Genomic DNA, 24074 nt, shown 5'->3' on the forward strand with positions numbered 1-24074 from the left:
TATCAGCGCTCCTCATATCAAAATCTCTAACTGCTGCCTAAAATGGTCTTAGATGAGACCAATTACAATTGGCGATCACCCAGTTTTTATAGATCTTCAGTGACTTTCTGCGCCTCCGCAGAAACCGCAAGCACATTGACATCATGCCCACATGCCTTGGCAAACACCATCAGACCTTCCGCTGAAATCGCCGTTGAAGCATTATTTAGCAACGGATGGAAGTTCAAAACCTCCTGCTCCATCATATCTGCATCAAACACCACTGACACGCATTGTGCTTCCCGATCATTGATCAGAGAGAACGGCGTGACGGACCCTGGAGTAACACCCAGCACCTCTTCAAGCAGATCAGCTTTGCCGAAAGAAACACGACCAGATGCACCAATGATGCTCGAAATCTTCTTCAGATCTATCGTAGTATCATGAAGGGCCACGACCAAAAAGAGATTTCCCTTTTTGTCTTTAAGGAAGAGATTCTTAGTGTGCCCGCCTGGAATGCGGTCGTGCAGATCAGCCGATTCAGCAACCGTAAAAACCGGTTCATGATCAATTGTAGAAACCGGTATGTTCAAGTCTTCCAAAAAAGATATCAGTTGCGAACGGCTTGCTGGCATGTAGAACGACCTCTCCCAAGTCTCTGAGGCAAACCAAGTGTTTGCCACATAAATACTGCACCGTTTTAAGCCACCTATAGAAAAAGGCAAGCGATCCATAAGAGCCGCCTGCCTCTAGCAAACCGAGGGCGAATAGTTTGCTTAGTGAGCCGTCATGGCTGACGGATCAGGGAGTGGTGTTGTGTTGGTCCGAACTGGCAGAATTGGATACTCCACGCTTGGCTGCTCTCCTGTAAGGGTCTTCAGGAAAACAGTAATTGCATCAATATCTTCTTCACTCAGCTCAGCGCCAAGCTGAGAACTGGCCATAATAGAAACCGCCTGCTTCAAATCCCAAACCTTGCCAGAATGGAAGTAAGGAGCAGTCAGATCGATATTGCGCAGCGGTGAAGCACGGAAAACGTATTCCTCCTCGGCAGTTTGAGTAACAGCAAACCGGCCTTTGTCGTTGACTGGAAGAATATCTGCACCCGGCTTTTCAACCACGCCGAATGGATAGTACCCCTCACCACCAATGTTCACACCGCCATGACAAGCGGCACACCCGGTGTCCATAAATACCTGCAGTCCCTGCTTTTCCTGCGCATTGAGAGCGTTTTCATTGCCCTCAAGGAACAGATCAAACTTGGAAGCAGGCGTAATCAAAGTAGCCTCATACGCTTCAATTGCCTTCGCCATATTGTCGAAGTTCGCCGGCAATTCCTCACCCGGGAATGCTCTTGAAAACTGCTCGGTGTATCCCGGCATACTGTTCAGAACAGCTTCAACCCGCTCTGGCGTGCTGGCCATTTCAACACCAGCTTGCACCGGGCCTTTGGCTTGCTCTTTCAAATCTTCTGCACGACCATCCCAAAACTGGGCAAGGTTGAACACAGCATTCAACACGGTGGGTGCGTTACGAGGCCCCTTTTGCCATCCATGGCCGATGGATGTTTCCAGATTATCATCCCCACCCATGCCGAGATTGTGGCAGCTGTTGCACGACAGCAATCCCGAAAGCGACAATCGCGGATCAAAGAAGAGCTGACGCCCAAGATCAATTTTTTCGCGGGTAATCGTGTTGTTTTTAACACTAGGTACAGCGTGCGGGATCGGCTTGAAGTAAGAACGCGCCTCTTCCAGCAACTCAGATTGAGCAAAAGCTCCTCCCTGAACAGCCATGCTGAAAACAGATGCGCCAATCAATGTCTTAATTATTGCTCGCATGAAATCCTCCATCATCACGAGATAATGGAGTTTAGAACCACTACAAACAAAAGCACATTGATGCAACCGCTTGACATTTACTATGGTAATATCAAAATTTTCGTCAGGTTATAACGCGTAGATACCATCGAATATATTTAGATATACAAAAAATACTTGAAATATGAATTCTAACAATACTTATTAATACTATAAAAGTTGCAAATTATAATTAGGGGACATACACGAAGCAGCCTTCCCTACACTTAGAATAACTCTAATATAGACAAAAAATTGAGGGCTTTGGCCGTGTGCAACTTATGTTTCTCAAGGGCATGTACTTCTCCCTCAAAACGTTCTCTTAGAATATACTAATGCACGACTGCGACATACTGCCCCCAATTACAAATTGTGATCCTGACGACGTCTGAATGTTGTTCTTAGCCATCCTCGCTAATGTCCATTCTGAATGTGATTTAAAAAAATCCTGATCTTATTGAGATATATGAGGGAACCTGTTTCTTTTTCATGCATCCCATCCACTGCCTCGGACAAAATCACATAGGTTATTTTACTCGAGTGCAATTATTTCCACAACGATCGAACAACTCCATAAAACAATCTATCTTATTGTTATATAACATTTTTTATGAGATACCTCACAACCTCCACACCCACAAGCTTTGGGAAACCCCACAATGAATTTCAAATTCCTTGTTGCATTCACCCCGAGCTTTTGTCATATAGCTCCCACCTCACCGACGGGGCCGCAACAAACGGCTCTAGCGAAACAGATGCGGGCGTAGCTCAGGGGTAGAGCATAACCTTGCCAAGGTTAGGGTCGTGAGTTCGAATCTCATCGCCCGCTCCAGTTTCTCTAAGAAACTGAGTTTTCGCGAAGTTGGAATTTTTTGGATATGCGGGCGTAGCTCAGGGGTAGAGCATAACCTTGCCAAGGTTAGGGTCGGGCGTTCGAATCGCCTCGCCCGCTCCAAAAAAACAAAACAACCGCCGCAAGGCGGTTTTTTGTTATCTGCACTTCTCCATCCCTTTCAAAGCCTTAAGCAAATTATTCCTCTTCAAGCCAAGGAGGAAATGGTGTGTTTTCAGCAGACATGATATTCATGAACCGGGCCTGGAAATAATCTGTGCGTCCCAACACCGGTAGAAACTTTTGCCTGAACAGACGGATCGCTGTGTTGTTTGACGCCAAAAACCGTGTGCCGGTATCAACTGTTTTCAAAACCTCCGCGGCAACAGGTCGTCGATCCAACATATATTGATGCGTATGCCCGGTAGAAACTTGCCACGCCAGCCACGCAGCATCCTCAATCCCTAAGTTCATCCCTCTACCTCCAAAGGGAGAGTGCACATGCGCAGCATCTCCCACCAGAAAGACCCGCCCTTTCTGATAGAGATTGGCCAGTCGGTGAGAGATCCGGAAAGAAGACTTCCAATTGACTTTGATAACTTTCAAAATCGGCGGCATAGTCTCAAGTGGATCAGAGTGATCGGCAACAATGCGCGCCCGTGTCGCAGAAAATGGAATGACACCGAAGATATTTGGTGACCTGTCAAACATCGTCGGCCCATCCATCGTCAGGGTCGGCTCCAACTCCACATCGGCCAACCCCCAATCTTGCGGATACGAACTACCGGAAAAGGTGAGCCCTATTTGTGAGCGAACAATTGAATGCGCGCCATCTGCACTAATCACCATGGGTGGGTGAAACACCTCCTCATCACCGCTACTAGTTTGTATAACTGCAGTGACGACCTCATCCTCCTGCTCCAGCTTGACCAGTTCACACTCCCGCTCAACCGGTACTCCCAGCTCTGTCAGATGTCGTTCAAGAACAGTTTCAGTCTCATATTGCGGCAGGGCCAGCATAAAATTAAATGGCCCATCTAAATCTGAGAGATCAACTTCCAAAAGCTCATCGCTTGGCCCACGAAAGTGGACATGGTTCATCCGCCATCCCTTATGCAACAGTTTGTCTGTCACTCCAGATGGCTGCAGGATTTGGAGGGTTCGGGGATTAATGGCAAGTGCGCGAGATTGAGCGTGAGGGCGCGAGTTCTTATCAATGATACGAGGCGTAAAGCCGCGCCGCTTCAGCTCAATTGCGGCAGTCAGCCCACTGGGCCCTGCCCCAACAATCAGAATGCGTCCTCTTTGCATTGCCATCCTACCGTACACAGGGCTTGTTGTTGCAAGCTTATGCAAAAGACGCTGTTGGAGCGTTGAACCAGTAAGGCGAACTTTAATCACTCTTGGAGGAGCTTGTTTGCCCTTCTTGACCTGGCTTCAAAATTGTCGTTTAGCTGCCTTCCAAGCTCTATAGGATGGTATTCGATGACAACACCTTGCCCTTGCAAGTCAGGAAAAGACTTTGAAATCTGTTGCCAGCCTTTTCTGGAAGGCAAGGCCCTGCCTGAAACTGCAGAGCAGCTCATGCGCTCACGTTACAGCGCTTATGCCACAAAAAGCATTGATTACCTGAAAGACACATTGTGGCCCCGCTACCAAAAAACTTTCAACTCAATTGAGGTCGCAGAATATGCTGCTCAAACTCAATGGATAGGGCTCGAGATTCTGGACACTGATAAGGGGCAGCTAGGCAATGCAAAAGGCAGCGTCCTCTTCTGCGCCAAATACCTTGCCCATGGCCAAGTCGGAGAACAGAGAGAACTGAGCCTATTCAAAAAACGTAAAGGCCATTGGTATTACGTTGAACCAATGGAAGAAGGCGCCCGCCTCTGAACCTTACAGCCTGATCCAGAAAAGGCCGATCATAAAAACGGGCTCGCGATAAGAGCTACCGTCAACTTCTCTGCGCCTCCATCGGCAGCGACCATCTCCCCGATGCAAGCAAGGGCGTAAGCTCAGCCCTGCAAGCCAACTTCAATACCCACCCAAGTCTGCAAATTGCTCTGCCAACGCCTAAAAACAGCGGTCTCGGACTGCTCATCTTCAGACGGCGCACAAGCCTTCCCTCAGCTCATCATACCAATGACCGAACCAAAACTGAGGCTTGCCAAGATATTTTACAACAGTTGGTAGCATAAGATGCCAATAAATGAAAACGTCGTTTCCCTATATTTCCGCGACGTTCCCAGTACACCAGCACGAGTTTCCCACACCTTTAGGTTGCTTCATTAATAGCCGCATTCCGCAGGGAAAAGGCCCTTTGCGTAACGGTTTAGTCGAATACCGACAAGATTCAGACAAACTTCGTTACATCCAAATTTATTAAAATTAGAAAAAAACCATTTCAAAGTATCTACACATATGTGTATGTCACACAAATATGAGTATCGGCTAGGAAGTAACTAAATGAACGTAGTTCACGCTAACAGAGCGGAGTTTATGAAGTGGCGATCAATAATACAGAACACACCTAATACTGTAGGATCTGGGTGTGAAATTTATGAATCTACTAAGGAGCTCCACCTAAATGATGGATCTTTAGTATTAATTAGCAAACCCAACCAAGATTGCACAACAATATTACAAAATTTCTCTAAGAAAGATCTTTCAGAAATCCAGTACTTGCAGTTCCGCGCCTACAAACTCGTTGAACCAGGCTTTGGAGGACGGCGATACTGGGCTGTTAAAGTCATCGCTGGGAAACACCCTAAGAACCCCGGGTTACGGTTGTTGGTCGTTGGCTGGGTCAAGGGCACGACCATGAAACGAGCCTTCAACGAAATCAAAAAAGTACTAAAGGGCGACGCCCAAATTTGCGAAGACCCGCGTCTATAAGATCAGCAACCGACAAAGCTGTGACGCTCATATGAAGGCGCTGACATTGAAGGCGATCAGATTATGATCAACCTGCGTCAGCCTTTTCCTTTCAACTGTTTGGCTGGCAGTCCAGCGACAAAACTCATACTGAGCGAAATCCATTCTCTAAGCGCCGCCTGATCACACACCTCAGCAGCCACAAACACCAATCCTCCCATTCGGCGACCACCAAGCTCAACAATCTCAGCCCCCTCTCGGCCGAGCGCTTCCGCTTCATTGTCTTTTCCAACACGAAACATAAAGCGAGCCTCTTCACTCTTAATACGGTGCGCCCCGGCCAGCATGTTCCCATCCAGAAAAAAGCACAGCCCACCCATCATCCGCTTCTCCGAAATCCCCATAATGCCTTCCAACTCCTCACGAAGCCAATCACCAAGTTCCTCATCATAAGCCACTAGAGCACCCTTCCAGCGTGATTGTCTTAGCCATTTTACAGACTAATACAGTCAGCACCTCACCAAGAGGAGCCGGTCCCTGCTCAGTTTGGGCGGATGCAGGGACCGGCGCAAGCTGCACGGCAGAAGGGAGGCGTCCCTCTAACACCGCGAGGCGGCGGCGCAGCTCTGCAATTTGCGATGTTTTCGCGTTCATATCACTCTCGGTAAATTTCATTTTGTTCTCTATATGTTCTTATATTGATTCCGTCAAATCGCACAGGAGTCAAGCATCAAAAACTGCGAGAGTATTAAAACAAGAATCTCAAAAACTTCAAGATCCAGCTAAGCCTCTGTTTTAACACAGGGACAAATCAACACGACAACACCACAGAACAGCATTCCGAAAATATTAATTTTCATACTAGTAATAATTGACCAGAAATAATTAAGGCGTACCGCGTGCAAGAACTCCTCCTCAAATGGTCAGCAGTGCTTTTGCCCTACAGCACCCATGCAAAACTGCTGCCGATTTTGGAAAAACTATTCGACATTCTCTTCAGCAAAGGCGAAGCTGGAGGAGCGCAGCGCTCTGCGCTAATTGTTTTTGCAGTACGCATCGGAAGCGCGGCACTCGCCTACATCATGCAGGTCTTTTTAGCCCGCTGGATGGGCGCTTCGGAATACGGCATCTTCATTGTTGTCTGGACGGTCGTCATCATACTGAGCGTTTTCTCAGGGCTTGGGTTTTCTGTTTCGCTTCTGCGTTTCATTCCAGAGTATCTGGAGAAGAAGCAATACGAGCTCCTCAATGGCTTGCTCTTCAGTGCCCGTTTCCTTGTATTGCTTAGCTCAACAACCATTGCAGTAATTGGCGTAGCCATTGCCTGGACTTTCTCTGATTTCATTGGCAATGCATACATCCTGCCGCTTTATCTCATCGCAATCTGCCTGCCCATGCACACCTACACGGGCATGCTGGAAGGCATTGCCCGTGCGCAAGACTGGCAGCTCAAGGCAATGCTGCCAGATTTTATAGGCCGCCCCCTTCTAGTGCTCGCATTCATGTTGATTGCACTGATGCTGGGCTATCCGCCAACAGCCGTCACAGCTTGCATCGTCACCATAGCAGCCGTCTGGACGATCACCTTCTTTCAGACAATTATGATGGAAGTCTCGCTGAACAAAGTCCGCCACGCTGCTCCACGTAAACTGCAAATAAAGTCATGGCTGCTTGTATCGGTTCCCATGCTGGCAGTTGATGGCTTCTTCCAGCTCATCACCAGCTCTGATGTCATCTTAATCGGCCTTTGGCTCCCGCCAGACCAAGTCGGAATTTATTTCGCAGCATCACGCACCCTCGCACTGATGCATTTTGTTTATTACGCGGTACGCGCCGCAAGCGCACCGCGCATGGCCCGCCTCTACCATTCTGGAGACAGAGATGGCCTCAAGGATTTCGTAGCCAGCGCTGCTAAAATGACCTTCTGGCCAACACTGCTCATGGCCGGTTTTGTTATGGCAATTGGACCATTCCTGCTCTCCTTGTTTGGAGAGGACTTTGCTCAAGGCACACCAATCCTCTACATCCTTGTCGTTGGTGTATTGGCACGCGCATCCGTTGGCCCGGTTGACGCATTACTGACCCTATCAGGACATCAGAACACCTGCGCCAAGATCTATGCCAGTGTCTTTGTAGTGAACCTTATTCTCAACACAGCACTTATTCCAACACTGGGCCTGTATGGAGCCGCTCTGGCGACCACATTGGTCATATTTTTTGAAGCATGCATTCTTTATCACGTTGCCTACAAACGCCTTGGGTTGCACACATTCATTTTGCCATTGAAGAGACGGGAAACTCCAGTCAATGAAGCAGGATAGCACCACGATAAAACTGCTGACACCCGGCAAAGATAAAACAGCGGAACACCTGTGGCGACAACTGTCTCAACAGGCACTGGAGCCCAACCCGTTCTTCTCCAGCAGTTTCGTCAGTGCATTCAACGCACACAAGGCAAACGGCTCAATCAAGCTGTTATTGGCACTCGATCCTTCCGGCACAAAAGCGCTCGCGGCACTGCCGGTCATAAGGGTAAGACGCGGCCTACTCTTCAAGCTGCCGAGCACTTTAGCAGGCGATTATGGGCCACTCGGCACTCTGCTGCTTTCTGAGGAAGCGACGCCAGCAACACTCAACAAACTGCTCGAAACCGCCTGTAACTTGAGCTGGACTAAGACGCTAATTCTCCCTTTCCATGGAACCGATGGGCCCACCTATGAATGCCTTGAGCGCACGCTTAAAGCCCACGGATGGGAGAAACAAGTTGCTTCTAGAGAAGATCGCGCCTTCCAACTATCTGGCAGTGAAGGTCACGCCGATTTTGACGCCCTCAAAAAACGGTCCTCATGGAAAGGTGCCTTTAAAAACCAGCGCCGGCTGGAAAAAGAAGGATCGCTTTCCTTTAGTATGCTGGAAACCTCAGAGGACATTCAGGCAGGCCTTGAAGACTTTCTGAAACTCGAGGCAGCTGGCTGGAAAGGCAAGCAAGGCACGGCACTCCTTTCCAGAGCGTCTGATGCCTCTTTCACGCGTGAGCTGGTATCAAAGTCAGGCGAAGCAGATAACATTCGTATTGGCCACTTGCGGCTCGACGATAAGCTGATTGCGACCAACATCTTGCTCCGTGAACAGGGCCGCATATTTGGCTGGAAAACAACCTTCGACGAGAACCTCGCAAAATTCTCCCCCGGTCAGCTTCTCATCTATTTCAGCACTCAAAAACTTCTCGAAGATCCCGCGTTCTCAGGTGCCGACTCCCTCTCCACACCGGATAATCAGATGGCAAACAAAGCCTGGACCTCAAGGTTCCCATATGCCACGCTTTTTATTGGCACAGGCCCAATTGCACGCTTTGCAATGTGGGAGGCGCAAGCAGGAGCTCGTGCAAAATTGGCGTTAAAGGGCAAAATTAAGAAACTGCTTGGTCGAAAATAGTAGCCTAGCCTTCAACCAGCTCAGCCTCTTCCTGCGCTCTATTTCGTAAAATCCGGCGAATAACCTTTCCGCTGGTCGTCAAAGGCATTTCAGAAACAAACTCAATCTCCCGCGGATATTCATGAGCAGAAAGCCCCACCCGCACATATTGGCGAATGTCATCAACCAAGCCTTCACTTGGCTCGAAGCCATCTTTCAGAACAACATAAGCCTTCACAATCTCCGTCCGTATCGGATCTGGCTTACCGACCACAGCAGCCAGTCCAACCGCCTCATGTTTGATCAAGCAATCCTCAATCTCAGTCGGCCCAATGCGATAACCAGCTGAAGTAATGACATCATCATTGCGACCGACGAAGTTGACATATCCATCCATGTCAACAACACCTTGGTCACCTGTCAGCATCCAACCACCAAGGAACTTGCTCTGATCGGCCTCAGGTTTCCGCCAATACCCCAGAAACATAACAGGCGTACCACGCCGAACTGCAATCTCGCCTTGCTCTTCTGGTTCGCAAACAGATCCATCTGGTCGGATAACGGCAACATCATGTCCCGGCACAGCTTTACCAATTGCGCCCGCACGTGAAACTCCTATCCCCGCCCCAGAGCCCAGCACGAGATTGCACTCAGTCTGACCGTACATCTCGTTTGGCGCAACACCGAGCGCTTCATGACACCAAGCAAATGCTTCACGTCCCAATGCTTCTCCCGCTGAGCAAACAGAACGTAGCTGGAGTTTTTCAGAATACTTACGATGGTCAACACTTCGCATCATCTTGAGTGCAGTAGGTGGAATGAACGCGTTACGAACGCCATGTCGAGCCATCAAGTCAAATGCACCTTCCGGATCAAACTTGTCGATCCGGGCAGTTACCACTGGCACCCCGAACTTCAGCGAAGGCAGCAATGCATTCAGTAAACCTCCCGCCCAAGCCCAGTCAGCAGGTGTCCAAAATGCATCTCCAGCCTGCGGCAGCATCTCATGTGCCATTTGTATACCCGGCAAATGCCCAAGTAACACGCGGTGCGCCAGCAGCGCGCCTTTAGGCTGTCCTGTTGTGCCTGAGGTGTAAATCATCAAAGCTGGATCATCAGGGCTAGTCGCATAGCTCTCAAAGCTGTCAGAGCCTTGTTCAAGCAAGTTCCAGAAACCAACAGCTCTATCCCCAGCACCGTCGACACAAATGACATGCTCAAGAAGCGGGAGCTGCTCACGAAGTGCAGAAAGTTTCTCAAGTCCTGCCTGATTGGTAATCACCACTTTCGCACCAGCGTTCTCCAGCCGGTATCTTAGCGCATCTGGACCAAACAAAGCAGCCAATGGAACTGCGATAGCTCCGAGCCGATAAATCGCAAGATGAGAGATGGCAGTTTCAGGCGCTTGCGGCAGCAACAATGCCACACGGTCGCGCGGGGCTACACCCAAAGACTGCAGCGAGTTTGCAAGCTGGCAGGAATTTCCTTTGAGCTGACCATAGCTCCACGCTTCAACACCACCAGAAGACAGCACATGCAGCAAAGCCGTGCGCTTAGGCTCAACATCCGCCCAACGATCACAAGCATCATGCGCAATGTTATAGCGCGCAGGAATAGTCCAGCGAAACTCAGCTCGCAATTCCTCGTATGAAGTCAGTGGTGGCAGCACACCAGAAATCCCCTAAACCCAAATTCATTAGTGAAGAGAGTTTATCGCTGCAGCGCACAACGAGATACTGGCCTTTGGTCGCTCTTTTAGCCTCCAAAGGAAAGTGGGTTAACGCGGTCCGACTACGACAAGGCTCCAGAAAACCTTGTATTTTGACCGAGGCGCATAAGCCGTTGCAATACCAATGCGCGTTCCGTTTGCATCCAGCATCACTGCATTATGTTTTGGCGAGTCACGCCAGCCGGAAAAGGCTTCGGCCCATCGGCGATAACCAGCGCTGAGATTACCCACCGCATGAGCATCACCCTGCCCGGCCCCCTTCATCAAGACAGCGAGCTTAAGATCGCCCTTGCGCGCAGCGTTAACATCCTCTGCACGAGCCATTCCATCTGCCTGTGCCTGAGCAACACGCATCAAAGCTGGATCAACCGTAACCGGCGATAAATCTGATTGAGAACGATAGCTGGAGATCATTGAGGCCACAACACTCGCATCAATCTGCGCAGAGTGGCTCTCTAAGTTCTGATAGTAGCTTGGCGTTTCATCAGGGCTGACACAACCAGTGAGCATCAGTCCAACAGCAAGAACCAGAGCAATACTCCCACTACGAAACGTCTTCATACAAAATCACTTTTCGGCAAATTTCGAATCTCTCGGACACACTACCGACTAAATGAGGCAAACCAAGCTCAAACTAAAAGCACACGTATAAGTGAATTAAAAAAGGCCGGACAAAGCCGGCCTTTCAAACTTCTTGGTAAAAACGTTAGGACGCTTCTTTCAAAGCATGAGGCTTGGCTGTTTCAGCCGTCTCATTCTTCTCTTCAGCACCTTCAGTCTCAGCATCGGTTTGCTCTTCTGGAGGTGTCAGCACGCTACCCATCTCTTCTGGGCTCAACACGCCCATGAGATGTCCATCCTCACAAACAACTGGAACTGGATAATCTGCTTCCAATGTTGTTGGAAGAGCTTCTTCCAAAGTGCTTTCCAGCTCTACTGCGTTGCTGTCATCAGCAAAAGCATAAAGGGATGGACTATCACCTGGCTTAGCAACTTCCTCTGCAAGACCTTCTTGCGTAACGATGCCGCGGAATTCTTTGTCCTCAACCACATAACCAAAGTCTTCGTCATGACGACGCATATCGGCCAGCGCCTTTTCCATGTTGTCATGGGTAATACGCACAGCAGGTGGCTGCATAACGGTATCAACGGTCAACACGCGAGCACGGTTCACGTCACGCACAAACGCCCGCACATAATCATCAGCTGGTTCAAGCAGGATTTCTGGCGGCGTACCAACTTGTGACAGCACACCGTCCTTAAGAATCGCGATCTTGTCACCAATACGCAAAGCTTCATCCAGATCATGCGTGATAAACACGATGGTCTTATGCAGCTTCTCCTGCAGCTCCACCAACTGATCCTGCATCTGAGAGCGGATCAACGGATCAAGTGCAGAAAACGCTTCATCCATCAGCAGAATATCAGCATCTGTTGCAAGCGCACGGGCAAGACCAACACGCTGCTGCATGCCACCGGAAAGTTGGCTCGGGTACTGGTGTTCAAAACCACCAAGCCCAACCGTTTCAATCCACTCACGAGCAGTAGTCTCGCGGTCTGCTTTTGTAATGCCCTGCACTTCAAGACCGTAAGCAACGTTCTGAAGTACTGTCCGATGCGGCATCAGGCCAAAGCGTTGAAACACCATCGACATACGATGACGGCGGAAGTCTTCCAGTTCTTTATCAGAAAGAGCCATAACATCCTCGCCATCAACCAGAATGTGCCCGTCTGTTGGGTCAATCAAGCGGTTAAAGTGACGAATAAGCGTAGACTTACCAGAACCGGAAAGGCCCATGATCACAAAAATCTCGCCCTTCTCGATGCTAAGGGAGACATCATGCAGGCCAAGAGTATGGTCAGTTTCAGCAAGCAGCTGATCTTTGCCCACACCGTTTTTGACCTTGGCAAGCTCCTTGCCAGGCGCCTTGCCAAAAATCTTGGTAATGTTTTGTACTTCGATCAATGCCATGTGTTAGCGCCTCACCCTGTTATCTTGCGATGCGCCTGCATCCGTTGTCCGGCTGATTGTGTGATACGGTCAAACACAACGGCAAGAACAACAATCGCTAAGCCGCCGAGCAAACCTTGTCCTGCATCATTACGTTGCAACCCAAGCAGAACGGTTTCGCCCACGCCGCGTGCGCCAATCATGGACGCAATCACCACCATAGCCAACGCCATCATCATAGTCTGGTTAATACCCTGCATGATGGAAGGCAGCGCAAGTGGGATTTGAACGCCCTTAAGGATCTGCCAGCGCGTCGCACCAAAGGCCCGGCTCGCCTCAACAACCTCTTCATCCACATAACGGATGCCAAGATCCGTCAGTCGAATAAGCGGAGGAGCAGCATAAATCACAGTCGCCAGAATAGCTGGCACCTTACCCAGACCAAACAGCATGGCCGCAGGAATAAGATAAACAAAGCTTGGAATAGTCTGCATCAAATCCAATACCGGATTGAGCAAAGCTCTGAAACGGTTTGAACGAGCAGAAATAACGCCAAGCGGCACGCCGATCACCACGGAGATCAGCACGGCAACGAGCAAGATCGCCACTGTTTGCATAGACTTTTCCCAAAGCCCCAATGTGCCGATGAACCACATGGCCCCCATCATAACCAGGCTAAGCCCCCACCGGCGGCTCGCAGCAAAGGTAATCAGGCCGATGCAGATCAAAATAACGATAGGGTCGGCACCTCGGAGAAGTCGCTCTAACCGCACCAGCAAAAATAGGATGGAGTTGGAAAAGGCCTCAAATCCATCGCCGTAATTCACGACGAGAAAATCAACCAGATGGTTTGTGGAAGTCCGGATAGGTTTCCCAAAGTTGGGAAACACGTCGAAAGCCATGTGATCCTCTTATTCTTCATAGCAAGGATCACGGAAACAAGTTCCGTGATCACTTTTCATTCGCTAATTTTCAAAAACAGTCAGCTGTCTTTGATATTACAGAGCAGATTTCACACGCTCAGCGACATCAGCTGGAACCCAACCGGTCCAGAGTTCTTCGTTGTTTTTCAGGAACTCAGCAGCAGCATCATCTGTGGTTCCGCCAGTGTCCTGCATGTAAGCAAGAGCTTTGGAAACGTCATTACTGGTGGTTTCATAAGCAGTCAGGAACTCAACCAGTTTAGGCGCAGAAGTATGGAACTCTGTGTTGACGAAGACGTGCGTCGCAGACAGAGGATACGCAACCGCCTCGGTCACTTTGGATGGATCTGTCTCTGCAGACAGCTTATCCCAAGCTTCTTTGCTGTAGGTAGGCTCTTCCAGCTGAATCAGATCATCAGCAACCTTACCCATGACCCAGGTTGGACCCCAGTAATAAAACACGATTGGCTTCTTACGACGAACGTTTGATTCAATCGCAGCTGCAAGCGCTGCACCTGTACCAGGACGGAAGTTCACAAAGCTATCAAGCAAGCCATAAGCGTTGAGCTTTTTGGAGTTGATGACCTCACAGCCCCAACCAGCGATACAGTTGTAGAAGCGACCTTTTTCTGGCTCTTCTGGGTCAGAAAACACGTCTTTGTACTTTGGCAGGTCAGATACAGACTTCAGACCTTTTGCGGGCGCGTCATCGCCTTCAACCAGATATTTTGGAATAAACCAAGCCTGTGTCGCATCAGGGAAGTTCACGCCAAGATCAACAAACTGGTTCTTCGCTTTGCCTTCAGCAAGAGCTTCAGTCACGTTGTCTGGCCAGATTTCCATGGTCACATCGATATCGCCACGCGCCATACCGTTCAGAAGCGGAATAGTGGAGCCTGGGATGACATCCGTTTCACAGCCGTACCCTTTTTCAGCAATGAACTGAGCTACAGAGTTGTGAAAAGCATTGGAGTCCCAATCCAAACCAGCAAACACGATAGGACGGTCAACTTCACAAACAGGATCTGCAGCTTCTGCTGTAGACACAGCAAAAGGGAATGCAACTACGCATGCAGCGAGAGCAGATTTAAAATTCAACACGGATGCCTCCAAACAACCAAAACATACTTTTTGTTCGGTCAGAGAGAAAAGCCGCCAAGGACAGCTTGTCGTTCTGGCCGTAATGCTAAGTCAAAAACTCAGCAATTGCAGGACACACTAGGTTGAGCACATCAACTGCACCGTTAAAAATAGATAAATTCAATTTTCTGTCAACTTAGACATCTGCTCAAGATATTTTCCGAAAATAAATATAAAAAGATATACTATGTGAATACACTGAATATGAAGTTATAAAGCTTTCACAACTCCCTAGTACCACCATTTAAAACGCAAAATAAGAGAAAAAAAATTTACTGAAGCAAAACTACTATTTTAAACTTTCTTTTACAGGTAATCCCCACGGAAAATTCAGGTAATTTCACAGTAAATTGAAATAAAAAAATAACGTCAAATGATGTCGAATAATCACGTAGATTACAAAAAGAAAAGCGCAGAGAAAATCTGCGCTCATTTAATAATATTGAATCATCGTTCAATAAAAAAATATAAGTGAGAAACTTAAGGAAACCGGGAAGTTGACAGCATAAAAGCGCCAACTTCCTTTCGTGATCCTACTTAGCTTTCAGTGGCTTCAATAACATCCTCAAGTGAGCGTAAACCAGTCTTTGGTGCACATACCAAAACCGCCATGTTTCCTGGGGCATGCTGGTTCTTCCACATCTTCATATGAGCCTGCGGAATCTGGTCCCATGAGAACACTTCACTCATACAAGGGTCGATACGGCGATCAATCACGAACTTGTTCGCCTCACTCGCCTGCTTCAAATGCGCGAAATGCGAACCCTGAATACGCTTCTGGCGCATCCATACGTAGCGAGCATCCATGGTCAGATTGAAGCCGGAGGTACCCGCACAAAACACAACCATACCACCACGTTTGGCAACCAGTGTTGATACCGGAAACGTTGCTTCACCTGGATGCTCGAACACCATATCAACGTCATTACCCTTACCGGTAATGTTCCAGATCGCCTTACCAAACTTACGCGCTTCCTTGGTCCACGTATCATACTCAGGCGAGTTCACCTTCGGCAGCTGACCCCAACAATCAAAGTCTTTTCGATTGATAACGGCCTTTGCTCCAAGCGACATCACGTATTCGCGTTTGCTCTCATCTGAAATAACGCCAATCGCATTCGCTCCGGCAGCAGCAATCAGCTGAACCCCAAACACACCGAGACCGCCAGAAGCCCCCCAAACCAGAACATTCTGACCTGGCTTCAAATCATGCGGTGCATGACCAAACAGCATACGGAATGCAGTCGCCAGAGTAAGCGTGTAGCAAGCGCTCTCTTCCCAAGTCAGATGCTTGGGACGCGCCATCAACTGCTGAGATTGAACACGAGCGAACTGCGCAAATGACCCATCAGGTGTCTCATAACCCCAAATCCGTTGGGAGTTAGAGAACATCGGATCACCGCCGTTACACTCCTCATCATCCCCGTCATCCTGGTTACAGTGAACGACAACTTCGTCGCCTACCTTCCAGCGAGTAACTTTGGAACCAACCGCCCAAACGATACCGGAGGCATCAGAACCAGCGATATGATAGGGCTGCTTATGAACCTTAAAAACGGAAATCGGCTCGCCAAGGGCAGCCCAAACGCCGTTGTAGTTCACGCCTGCTGCCATAACCAGAATGAGCACTTCATGGCTGTCCAACTCCCACGTTGGCACCACTTCCTTGACCATCGCTGTATCAGGGGAACCATGGCGATCTTGGCGAATGGTCCACGCCCACATGTTCTTTGGAACATGTCCCAGCGGTGGAATTTCACCAATCTCATAGAGGTCCTTGAACTCAGAGCCTCCCTCTGACCCAGCTTCGACAACCCGTGCAACGGAACTCATGATATTCTCCTCCAAGTTTGCGTTGCGCCCTTCCCTCATGAGAGTGAAAGCAAGTTCTCTGCTAACGCTTCCAATCCACTATTTGCTGCAACGCAAAACAATACAACCTGTCAATATCGGCTATCTGAGAATTATCATTACAAATAACTCATGAAATATATACAACTATTGCTTAACTTGCGAAGAATACTTCTTATAATGTTGCATTGCACCAACCATTAAAACCTATGCAAAGGTGTAGGCAGAATTGAGATCTTGTCCCTTATAAAATGCTGGGAGGATCAGGGAGGCAATAGACTATGAGTACCGGTTCACCTAAAGGCGCAACTAAAGACCGTCCGTGGATGTTCCGCACATATGCAGGACACTCCAACGCTGCAGACAGCAACCGGCTCTACCGCACGAACCTCGCAAAGGGTCAGACGGGCCTTTCTGTTGCGTTCGATCTCCCAACTCAGACAGGATACGACCCGGACCATCCGCTCTCGCGCGGTGAGGTTGGCAAGGTTGGAGTACCCATCTCTCATCTGGGAGACATGCGCACCCTCTTCAACGAGATCCCACTGGAGCGCATGAACACCTCCATGACGATCAACGCAACAGCCCCATGGCTGCTCGCGCTCTATGCGGCGGCGGCTGATGAGCAAGGCGCGGACCGCTCTCTGTTGGCTGGCACCACCCAGAATGATCTGATCAAGGAATACCTATCCCGCGGCACCTATGTCTTCCCGCCCGCCCCGTCCATGCGTCTCACAACCGATGTGATTTCATGGACTTACACGAACATGCCCAAATGGAACCCGATGAACGTGTGTTCCTACCATCTGCAAGAAGCAGGAGCGACACCAGTACAGGAACTCTCCTTCGCGCTCGCCACTGCTATCACAATTCTGGACAATGTTCGCGCTTCTGGTGTCATCTCTGAAAGCGATTTCCCTAAACTCGTGGGCCGGATTTCCTTCTTCGTAAATGCAGGCATGCGCTTCATCACCGAGATGTGTAAAATGCGAGCATTTACAGAGCTTTGGGATGAGATTTGCCGCGATCGTTATGGCGTTGAAGAAGAGCGTTACCGTCGCTTCCGGTACGGCGTTCAGGTCAACTCACTCGGCTTGACAGAACCGCAACCAGAAAACAACGTGTACCGGATTCTCGTTGAGATGCTGGCTGTTGTCCTCTCTAAAAACGCGCGCGCTCGTGCCGTTCAGCTACCAGCATGGAACGAAGCTCTTGGCCTCCCGCGACCATTCGACCAACAGTGGTCCCTGCGCATGCAGCAAATCATGGCCTATGAGACGGACCTGTTGGAATATGCAGATATCTTCGATGGCTCCAAAGAGATTGAAACCAAGGTCGAAGCGCTCAAAGAACAAGCAAGAGAAGAACTTGCCCGCATCGCAGAAATGGGCGGTGCGGTTGCAGCCGTTGAGTCCAGCTATATGAAGCAGAAGCTCGTGGAGTCCAACTCCAAGCGTCTGGCAGGCATTGAATCTGGCGATCAGATCGTCGTCGGCGTCAACAAATGGACTGAGACTGAACCATCTCCATTGGCATCAGATGAAGACGGCGGCATCCTCACGGTTCCAGAGCATGTTGAAGAAGAAGCCATCCAGCGCATTCAGACCTGGCGAGCTGAACGTGACGAGAACGCTGTTAAATCCGCTCTACTGGAGCTCCGCGCAGCAGCTTCTTCTGACAACAACATTATGGAAGCATCTATCAAAGCAGCTCAGGCAGGTGCGACGACTGGAGAATGGGGCGCTACCCTGCGTGAAGTCTTCGGCGAATATCGTGCCCCAACTGGCGTCGGCAAAGCGGCGCCGGATGACAACAAGAGCCTTGCAGAGGTGCAGAAAAAAGTCTCCGAGCTTTCAGAGAAGCTGGGCCGACGGCTTAAATTCCTCGTTGGCAAACCGGGGCTGGATGGCCACTCCAATGGCGCAGAGCAGATCGCAGTACGTGCCCGTGATTGCGGCATGGAAGTTGTTTACGAGGGCATTCGCCTAACGCCTGCCCAAATCGTCAACGCCGCTCTTGAAGAAGGCGTCCACGTCGTAGGCCTATCGATCCTGTCTGGCTCACATTTGGCACTGGTCCATGATGTGCTCGACAAAATGAAAGAAAACGGCTTGGAGGATATCCCGATCATCATTGGCGGCATTATACCGTCAGAGGATGCCGAAGAACTGAAAAACGCAGGTGTTGCAGCCGTTTACACACCAAAGGACTTCCACCTGACAGAAATCATGTCAGACATTGTCCGCATCGTAGATGAGCAGGTCAACGAGACTGTCTAACGCCTATAAAATTAGGCAGGTTGGGCAAGTTGAACAGGCTTCTGCCCAACCAATCGTATGCCCGGAGCATCCCGGAATCGTTCAATCATCGCATCGATGAAGATCTCGGTTTTACGTGTCACCGCATCGCGCGAAGGGTAGACAAGGTAGACCGGCTTCTCTTCGCACTGATAGTCAGGAAGTAGCCGTTGTAATTGCCCGTTTGCCTCAAAATCTCGCATCATAAACAACGGCATGCGCGTAAATCCAACTGAGTTCAACAAGGCTTGCACCATCACCTGGGGGTGCCCAGCGACAAACTCAGACTTCAAAGCAACTACATGCTTTTGCCCATGTCGGAACATATCCAGCGAACTGACCAACTTCTCGTATCTGTATTGAATGTAGTTGAGGTCAGACAGCGCCTCGGGACTTTGCGGCATACCATGCTTTGCAAGATAGTCTGGGCTGGCTGCCAAACAGGTTTCAACAATCGCAATTTTTCTGGAAATCCCAGAGGTATCTCCGGTGATGCCTGTACGGATCGCTAAATCGATACCGGTTTGCACAACATCAATCAGATCATCATCCATTTTAATTGAGACTGAAAGGTCTGGGTATTGCTTTCGAAGGTCGAAGATAAGCGGTGTGATTATATCAGCGCCCATAGCCTGAGAAACAGAAACAACCAATGAACCACTCTCTGCTGCTGCTTGGTCCTGTACTTCCTCAAACATCAGAGCGCTCTGACGCAGCATCTTTTGAGCATGCTCATAAACGATCTTTCCGGCAACTGTCGGCTTAACGCCTTTGTTAGTTCGGAAAACAAGCTCTTGCCCGACCTGCGCTTCAAGCAGGTTCAGCTGCTGGCTCATAGCGGGCTGGCTGATATGGCGTTGACGCGCACCACCACTCAACGACCCGTTGTCAATGACACGAACAAAACTCTCCAGTAAATTCAGAAGATCCATAACTGCTCCATAAGCACTGCTTATATCCAAGATAAGGCTTGGACCTCTGCACTTCCAGTATCAACCCCACAATATTGCTCTCATGCTTGTAAATGAGGAGCCTTTCATGACACTTTCACGCCGATCTTTTATATCCGCAGCCGCGTCCATTGCGGGCGCAGGTGCAGTTGCCCCGGCAATATCATCTCTTGCGCTCGCAGCAGCGCCCAAAATCGGAACACAGGTTCCCGGCATCTATCGCTTCTCGGTAGGAGACATTGAAGTTACAGCAATTCTGGACGGACACTTGGGTTTAGATCCGTCATTGGTCATTGGGTTTGACCAGAAGGTAGCTGAGGAAACTCTAAAGCAAAATTTCCTCAGCCCCAACACGGCGGACATGTCTATCTCTGTAAACGGATATCTCATTAATACGGGCGACAAGTTGGTAGTGGTCGATACTGGCACCGCCGATCTAATGGGCCCGACACTTGGTCGTTTCCATCAAAACCTGAAAGCAGCTGGCTATAACGCCTCTGATGTAGATGCCGTAGTGCTCACGCATCTACACATCGATCACGTAGGGGGGCTGATCTCTAAATCGGGAGAAAAGCTCTTCCCGAACGCTGAGTTCATCGTTCATGAGGTCGAATACAACTTCTGGCATGATGAAGGCACACGCTCAAAGTTCCCCAAAGACCTCCAGCATTTCATTGATCTCGCTCAGAACGTTTCAAAGCCTTATGAAAACCAAAAAACGCTCATCAGCAAAGATGGCGAGTTCATCAAGGGACTGGACGCTGTCTTCCTTCCCGGTCACACACCCGGACATATGGGCATCCGCATTCACTCCAATAATGAAGAAGTGCTGATCTGGGGTGACACAGTCCACTCCATTGGGCTCCAGTTTGCAAACCCGGATTGGACAATCGCATTCGATACCGATCAGGAAGTAGCTCGACAAACACGGCGCAGAATACTGGATCAGGTTTCAGCAGATAGAACACCAGTCGTCGGCATCCACCATGACTTCCCCGGCCTAGGGCATGTTCGTAAGGATGGAAGCGCCTTCGAATACCATGAAGTCAGCTGGCAGCATAAGATATAGAGAAACAAGAGCTCACGAGGCACCTCGTGAGCTCTCTTCTATCGAGCAGGCGACAACGGTGTGGCTGGTATTGATGGCGGCGCTATCGGTTGAGCTGGTGTTAACGGGATAGCTGGCCGAATCGGTGGAGCAATTGGCCGTGACGGTTGCAACGGATAAGCAGGAATTTCATGCCGTGGGCGTGGATATGGACGCCAACGCGGATAACGCGGGTAAACTGGATAGCGTCGATAGACAAAGGGCAGACCCACATACGGTGCTACATAAAGAAGTGTACGAGAGTAGTGCGGCCCTGCAACTCCATATCGAATATATCTGGCAGAAACCCACCCCGGAGCGCCTCGGAATGTCAGGTCACACCATGAACCGTTCTTGGTGCAGTAATTGATGAAAACCACACCGCCCGCCGGTATTGTCGTGATGACAGGATATCTGGTGCCAGGCCCTGTCCTCATGTTTACACCGTTGGTGGTGTATCCGGCATGCCTGCGCTGTGCAAAAGCAGCATTGGAATAAATAAGAACAGCCAGAAGAACGAGACCGGCAATCACCCAAGCCAAAATCTTCATAACGCTCCCTTCCAGCCTCTTTAAGGTACTATCGGCCATAAGAAGGGCCTCCATAGGATGGCCCACTAAATCCCGGCGAACCAGGTGATCCTGGACTTGGAGGCAAGCCTGTAATCGGTGGAGCTGCGGGCAGAGGTCCTGAAGGACCCGGAAGTGGTGGAGGCAAAGAGCCTGGACGCGCAGATCCTGCAGGATAAGCTCCCGGAGGCGGATTGAACTGCGAATGATCCGCATCCCGATCCGTTGGTAAGTAGGGCTGTGCTTGCCCCGGCCTCAAACTGTCTCCCGGCTCAACTGGTCGATCTAAAGGCTTGATGGGTGGGATAATATTGCTGCGCTCATTGAACTGAACCTGCTGAAATCCGGGATAATCAACGGACCCTGAACGCGTAGACAAGCTGTTTGCACTCAAAGATTGAACCACGACACCTGCTGCGAGACAACAGCCTACAAGCATTGCGTATTTCATTTGACCCTAGTCCTAATTGCAGGCTGGCCAAAACCAACAGCCAGCATAATTAGGAGAAGAGTGCCACCAAGGGGCTAACAACATGCGCTGACAAAACATCGGGTTTTAGAAGCAGTTTATGTCTTGCCTTGAAGAATATAACATGAACAAATTCATAGTTCACATCAGTTTTTCTAGCCAGAACCCCGCCTAAGCCTTAGGTTTGAGGTATGATTCTCCAAAGCAGGTAAACACGCTCCCATGACGAACCGCCTCAAGATTGTAACATGGAACATTAACTCAGTCCGCCTCCGCCTTCCTATTGTCGAGAAAATGTTACTGGACCACGCCCCAGACGTTTTGTGCCTGCAGGAAACAAAGTGCCCGGATGGAAGCTTCCCAACGGCTGCAATCAATAAGCTTGGCTATCGTCATGTAGAGGTACACGGCCAAAAGGGTTACCACGGCGTAGCCTTTCTCTCACGCGTGCCACTGGAAAATGTTGAGCGCAAAGAATTCTGCGAGATGGGCGACACCCGCCACATCGCCGCAGATGTTGCCTTTAATGGTGGTAAAGTCCGCATCCATAACTTCTACGTCCCAGCAGGCGGCGATGTGCCGGACCCTGAGGTCAACGACAAATTCGCTCACAAACTCAAATTCCTCGATGAAATGGAAAGCTGGTTCAAAGGCTTCGACAGCCAGTCAGTCGTTGTTGGAGACCTGAACATCGCACCATATGAAAACGACGTTTGGTCTCATAAGCAGCTCCTCAAAGTCGTTTCGCATACACCACTGGAGTGTCAACGCCTCGAAGAGGTTCGCGAAGCTGGTAACTACGTAGATACCATGCGCAAACACATGCCGATGGACGAGAAGATTTACACCTGGTGGAGCTACCGTGCCAAAGACTGGTCCGCATCCAACAAAGGCCGCCGTCTCGACCATGTCTGGATGACGCCGGAAACAGCGCAGCACACCAAAGATGTTCAGATTATCCGTGACGCACGCGGTTGGGAAAAACCATCCGACCACGCACCAGTCATGGCGATGTTGGAAGTCTGATCTCACCAAATCTAACTTACCATTTGACGATGAAAAGCGGGAACATCTCCCGCTTTTCCGTATCTACCCATCAAGGAATGAGCAGCACTTTGCCTTTGGCTCTGCGGCTGGAGATTTCCTCCAATCCCAGAGCAATGTCTTCCAGCGGATATTCCGCATGGATATGTGGCTTCAGTTTTCCATCAGCCACCCATTGGAACAGTTGCTCGCAATCCTTGTGATGCTCCTCAGGCTCACGAACGACTGCCTCCCCCCAGAATACGCCCAGAACGTCACAGCCTTTCAACAGGGTAAGGTTCGCAGGTATCTTTTGGATCGTTCCAGAGGCAAATCCAACAACCAGATAACGTCCACGCCATCCCGTAGCGCGCAAGGCATCATCAGCATGATCCCCGCCAATGACGTCGTAGACCACCTCAAGCCCTTTACCATCCGTCAGATCCTTCAGCTTCTGCTTCAGACCACCCTCAGAATAGTTGACCAGAACATCAGCGCCGCAAGCTTTTGCGTGAGCAAGCTTATCTTCCGAAGACGCGCAAGCGATTACCCGAGCACCCATCAGTTTGGCGACCTCCACAGCCGCCTGCCCTGCTCCGCCAGAAGCGCCTAACACAGCAACCGTCTCACCCGCCTGTAAGCGCGCCCGGCTGCGAAGGCCGTGAATAGCCGTTCCGTAAGTGATCAAAAGTCCGGCTGCATGCTTGAGCGAAACCTCATCCGGCACCTGCACCAGTTCATGCTCAGGGGCAACATATAGCTCTCTTGCAGCACCCCATTTTGCGTAGGAGGCTACCCGATCACCAACCTTGAACCGTGAAACACCATCACCGACGGCCTCAACAATGCCTGCCATCTCACCTGAGGGCGAAAACGGGAGCTCCGGTTTAAACTGATACTTTCCTTGAATAATCAAAGTATCGAAATAATTGAGTGCTGCCGCTTTCACACGAACCAACACCTCTCCAGCTCCAACACTCGGGTCGTCCAGTTCTCGAACGACCAGGTCATCCGGCCCCCCAAGTTTTTCGCAGATAACAGCTTTCATAAAATGTGACCCTCTCTCTGACCTCCAAAATTACACGGGCAATCACAAAATCTCAAAGCCGTCTTTGGTGTCATTTTAC

General features: G+C 49.9%; 23 protein-coding genes and 2 tRNA genes. 10 read left to right on the top strand and 15 right to left on the bottom strand.

Annotated elements, in window-relative coordinates; all coding sequences use genetic code 11:
• Positions 1 to 86: 86 nt before the first annotated feature.
• Both PsAD37_RS00485 and PsAD37_RS00490 read right to left on the bottom strand, forming a co-directional pair.
• On the bottom strand, positions 87 to 614 hold the full coding sequence (locus PsAD37_RS00485) for a prolyl-tRNA synthetase associated domain-containing protein (protein WP_063294485.1): 528 nt from the start codon (positions 612 to 614) through the stop codon (positions 87 to 89).
• Positions 615 to 755: 141 nt separating this feature from the next.
• Complete coding sequence (locus tag PsAD37_RS00490; protein WP_063294486.1) at positions 756 to 1820, bottom strand: cytochrome-c peroxidase; 1065 nt, start codon at positions 1818 to 1820, stop codon at positions 756 to 758.
• 775 nt (positions 1821 to 2595) lie between these two features.
• Here PsAD37_RS00490 and PsAD37_RS00495 point away from each other — a divergent pair.
• Positions 2596 to 2670 (top strand) — tRNA-Gly (locus PsAD37_RS00495).
• Positions 2671 to 2718: 48 nt separating this feature from the next.
• Positions 2719 to 2793 (top strand) — tRNA-Gly (locus PsAD37_RS00500).
• 75 nt (positions 2794 to 2868) lie between these two features.
• Here PsAD37_RS00500 and PsAD37_RS00505 read toward each other — a convergent pair.
• On the bottom strand, positions 2869 to 3981 hold the full coding sequence (locus tag PsAD37_RS00505) for an NAD(P)/FAD-dependent oxidoreductase (RefSeq protein ID WP_063294522.1): 1113 nt from the start codon (positions 3979 to 3981) through the stop codon (positions 2869 to 2871).
• Between the two features lie 102 nt (positions 3982 to 4083).
• Here PsAD37_RS00505 and PsAD37_RS00510 point away from each other — a divergent pair, with 102 nt between their 5' ends.
• Entirely contained in the window at positions 4084 to 4563 is a 480-nt protein-coding gene (locus tag PsAD37_RS00510) for a YchJ family protein (RefSeq protein WP_208991599.1), read from the top strand.
• Between the two features lie 573 nt (positions 4564 to 5136).
• Positions 5137 to 5565 (top strand): hypothetical protein, encoded by a 429-nt coding sequence (locus PsAD37_RS00515; RefSeq protein ID WP_063294488.1) that lies wholly within the window; start codon positions 5137 to 5139, stop codon positions 5563 to 5565.
• Positions 5566 to 5642: 77 nt separating this feature from the next.
• Here the strand turns inward: PsAD37_RS00515 and PsAD37_RS00520 are convergent, their stop codons facing one another.
• On the bottom strand, positions 5643 to 6002 hold the full coding sequence (locus PsAD37_RS00520; RefSeq protein ID WP_063294489.1) for a TfoX/Sxy family protein: 360 nt from the start codon (positions 6000 to 6002) through the stop codon (positions 5643 to 5645).
• Complete coding sequence (locus PsAD37_RS00525; RefSeq protein ID WP_063294490.1) at positions 5992 to 6219, bottom strand: hypothetical protein; 228 nt, start codon at positions 6217 to 6219, stop codon at positions 5992 to 5994. Before PsAD37_RS00525 ends, PsAD37_RS00520 begins: the two co-directional genes overlap by 11 nt.
• A 224-nt stretch (positions 6220 to 6443) precedes the next feature.
• On the opposite strand from PsAD37_RS00525, the gene PsAD37_RS00530 reads away from it, so the two are divergent.
• Both PsAD37_RS00530 and PsAD37_RS00535 read left to right on the top strand, forming a co-directional pair.
• Complete coding sequence (locus tag PsAD37_RS00530) at positions 6444 to 7865, top strand: lipopolysaccharide biosynthesis protein (protein WP_063294491.1); 1422 nt, start codon at positions 6444 to 6446, stop codon at positions 7863 to 7865.
• Positions 7852 to 8979 (top strand): GNAT family N-acetyltransferase, encoded by a 1128-nt coding sequence (locus PsAD37_RS00535; protein WP_063294492.1) that lies wholly within the window; start codon positions 7852 to 7854, stop codon positions 8977 to 8979. Before PsAD37_RS00530 ends, PsAD37_RS00535 begins: the two co-directional genes overlap by 14 nt.
• 4 nt (positions 8980 to 8983) lie before the next feature.
• On the opposite strand, the gene PsAD37_RS00540 is transcribed toward PsAD37_RS00535, so the two are convergent.
• The 6 genes from PsAD37_RS00540 to ccrA form a co-directional block, all read right to left on the bottom strand.
• Entirely contained in the window at positions 8984 to 10627 is a 1644-nt protein-coding gene (locus tag PsAD37_RS00540) for an AMP-binding protein (RefSeq protein WP_063294493.1), read from the bottom strand.
• 108 nt (positions 10628 to 10735) lie between these two features.
• Positions 10736 to 11248 carry a CAP domain-containing protein gene (locus PsAD37_RS00545; RefSeq protein WP_063294494.1) on the bottom strand — a complete coding sequence of 171 codons (513 nt, stop codon included), beginning with the start codon at positions 11246 to 11248 and terminating at the stop codon, positions 10736 to 10738.
• Between the two features lie 145 nt (positions 11249 to 11393).
• On the bottom strand, positions 11394 to 12659 hold the full coding sequence (locus PsAD37_RS00550; RefSeq protein ID WP_063294495.1) for a glycine betaine/L-proline ABC transporter ATP-binding protein: 1266 nt from the start codon (positions 12657 to 12659) through the stop codon (positions 11394 to 11396).
• Between the two features lie 11 nt (positions 12660 to 12670).
• Entirely contained in the window at positions 12671 to 13528 is an 858-nt protein-coding gene (locus PsAD37_RS00555) for a proline/glycine betaine ABC transporter permease (RefSeq protein WP_084407617.1), read from the bottom strand.
• A 108-nt stretch (positions 13529 to 13636) separates the two neighbouring features.
• Entirely contained in the window at positions 13637 to 14662 is a 1026-nt protein-coding gene (locus PsAD37_RS00560) for an ABC transporter substrate-binding protein (RefSeq protein WP_063294497.1), read from the bottom strand.
• A gap of 576 nt (positions 14663 to 15238) precedes the next feature.
• Entirely contained in the window at positions 15239 to 16534 is a 1296-nt protein-coding gene (gene ccrA, locus PsAD37_RS00565) for a crotonyl-CoA carboxylase/reductase (protein ID WP_063294523.1), read from the bottom strand.
• Between the two features lie 299 nt (positions 16535 to 16833).
• Here ccrA and PsAD37_RS00570 point away from each other — a divergent pair, with 299 nt between their 5' ends.
• Positions 16834 to 18831, top strand: coding sequence for a protein meaA (locus PsAD37_RS00570; RefSeq protein ID WP_063294498.1), 1998 nt, complete (start codon positions 16834 to 16836; stop codon positions 18829 to 18831).
• 11 nt (positions 18832 to 18842) lie between these two features.
• Here the strand turns inward: PsAD37_RS00570 and PsAD37_RS00575 are convergent, their stop codons facing one another.
• Positions 18843 to 19781, bottom strand: a complete 939-nt coding sequence (locus PsAD37_RS00575) for a LysR family transcriptional regulator (protein WP_057463552.1) — start codon at positions 19779 to 19781, stop codon at positions 18843 to 18845.
• 106 nt (positions 19782 to 19887) lie between these two features.
• Here PsAD37_RS00575 and PsAD37_RS00580 point away from each other — a divergent pair, with 106 nt between their 5' ends.
• Positions 19888 to 20868, top strand: coding sequence for an MBL fold metallo-hydrolase (locus PsAD37_RS00580; protein WP_063294499.1), 981 nt, complete (start codon positions 19888 to 19890; stop codon positions 20866 to 20868).
• Between the two features lie 38 nt (positions 20869 to 20906).
• On the opposite strand, the gene PsAD37_RS27360 is transcribed toward PsAD37_RS00580, so the two are convergent.
• Positions 20907 to 21290 carry a hypothetical protein gene (locus tag PsAD37_RS27360; RefSeq protein WP_244272462.1) on the bottom strand — a complete coding sequence of 128 codons (384 nt, stop codon included), beginning with the start codon at positions 21288 to 21290 and terminating at the stop codon, positions 20907 to 20909.
• Here PsAD37_RS27360 and PsAD37_RS29345 point away from each other — a divergent pair.
• Positions 21256 to 21384, top strand: coding sequence for a hypothetical protein (locus PsAD37_RS29345; RefSeq protein ID WP_275078301.1), 129 nt, complete (start codon positions 21256 to 21258; stop codon positions 21382 to 21384). The genes PsAD37_RS27360 and PsAD37_RS29345 overlap by 35 nt on opposite strands.
• An 81-nt stretch (positions 21385 to 21465) precedes the next feature.
• Here the strand turns inward: PsAD37_RS29345 and PsAD37_RS27965 are convergent, their stop codons facing one another.
• Positions 21466 to 21906 carry a hypothetical protein gene (locus PsAD37_RS27965; RefSeq protein WP_153039656.1) on the bottom strand — a complete coding sequence of 147 codons (441 nt, stop codon included), beginning with the start codon at positions 21904 to 21906 and terminating at the stop codon, positions 21466 to 21468.
• A gap of 240 nt (positions 21907 to 22146) precedes the next feature.
• On the opposite strand from PsAD37_RS27965, the gene xth reads away from it, so the two are divergent.
• Positions 22147 to 22950 (top strand): exodeoxyribonuclease III, encoded by an 804-nt coding sequence (gene xth / locus PsAD37_RS00590; protein WP_193778193.1) that lies wholly within the window; start codon positions 22147 to 22149, stop codon positions 22948 to 22950.
• A 70-nt stretch (positions 22951 to 23020) separates the two neighbouring features.
• Here the strand turns inward: xth and PsAD37_RS00595 are convergent, their stop codons facing one another.
• Complete coding sequence (locus tag PsAD37_RS00595) at positions 23021 to 23995, bottom strand: NADPH:quinone oxidoreductase family protein (RefSeq protein ID WP_063294501.1); 975 nt, start codon at positions 23993 to 23995, stop codon at positions 23021 to 23023.
• Positions 23996 to 24074 lie beyond the last annotated feature (79 nt).

The organism is Pseudovibrio sp. Ad37 (assembly GCF_001623075.1).
GTDB lineage: Bacteria > Pseudomonadota > Alphaproteobacteria > Rhizobiales > Stappiaceae > Pseudovibrio.

Excerpts from the sequence above, each read along its gene's own strand:
- PsAD37_RS00535 (WP_063294492.1), top strand. The coding sequence starts at position 7,852 with ATGAAGCAGGATAGCACCACGATAAAACTGCTGACACCCGGCAAAGAT.
- PsAD37_RS00575 (WP_057463552.1), bottom strand. The coding sequence starts at position 19,781 with ATGGATCTTCTGAATTTACTGGAGAGTTTTGTTCGTGTCATTGACAAC.
- PsAD37_RS00570 (WP_063294498.1), top strand. The coding sequence starts at position 16,834 with ATGAGTACCGGTTCACCTAAAGGCGCAACTAAAGACCGTCCGTGGATG.
- ccrA (WP_063294523.1), bottom strand. The coding sequence starts at position 16,534 with ATGAGTTCCGTTGCACGGGTTGTCGAAGCTGGGTCAGAGGGAGGCTCT.
- PsAD37_RS29345 (WP_275078301.1), top strand. The coding sequence starts at position 21,256 with ATGAAAACCACACCGCCCGCCGGTATTGTCGTGATGACAGGATATCTG.
- PsAD37_RS00595 (WP_063294501.1), bottom strand. The coding sequence starts at position 23,995 with ATGAAAGCTGTTATCTGCGAAAAACTTGGGGGGCCGGATGACCTGGTC.
- PsAD37_RS00490 (WP_063294486.1), bottom strand. The coding sequence starts at position 1,820 with ATGCGAGCAATAATTAAGACATTGATTGGCGCATCTGTTTTCAGCATG.
- PsAD37_RS00515 (WP_063294488.1), top strand. The coding sequence starts at position 5,137 with ATGAACGTAGTTCACGCTAACAGAGCGGAGTTTATGAAGTGGCGATCA.
- PsAD37_RS00485 (WP_063294485.1), bottom strand. The coding sequence starts at position 614 with ATGCCAGCAAGCCGTTCGCAACTGATATCTTTTTTGGAAGACTTGAAC.
- PsAD37_RS00545 (WP_063294494.1), bottom strand. The coding sequence starts at position 11,248 with ATGAAGACGTTTCGTAGTGGGAGTATTGCTCTGGTTCTTGCTGTTGGA.
- PsAD37_RS00525 (WP_063294490.1), bottom strand. The coding sequence starts at position 6,219 with ATGAAATTTACCGAGAGTGATATGAACGCGAAAACATCGCAAATTGCA.
- xth (WP_193778193.1), top strand. The coding sequence starts at position 22,147 with ATGACGAACCGCCTCAAGATTGTAACATGGAACATTAACTCAGTCCGC.
- PsAD37_RS00550 (WP_063294495.1), bottom strand. The coding sequence starts at position 12,659 with ATGGCATTGATCGAAGTACAAAACATTACCAAGATTTTTGGCAAGGCG.
- PsAD37_RS27965 (WP_153039656.1), bottom strand. The coding sequence starts at position 21,906 with ATGAAATACGCAATGCTTGTAGGCTGTTGTCTCGCAGCAGGTGTCGTG.
- PsAD37_RS00580 (WP_063294499.1), top strand. The coding sequence starts at position 19,888 with ATGACACTTTCACGCCGATCTTTTATATCCGCAGCCGCGTCCATTGCG.
- PsAD37_RS00505 (WP_063294522.1), bottom strand. The coding sequence starts at position 3,981 with ATGCAAAGAGGACGCATTCTGATTGTTGGGGCAGGGCCCAGTGGGCTG.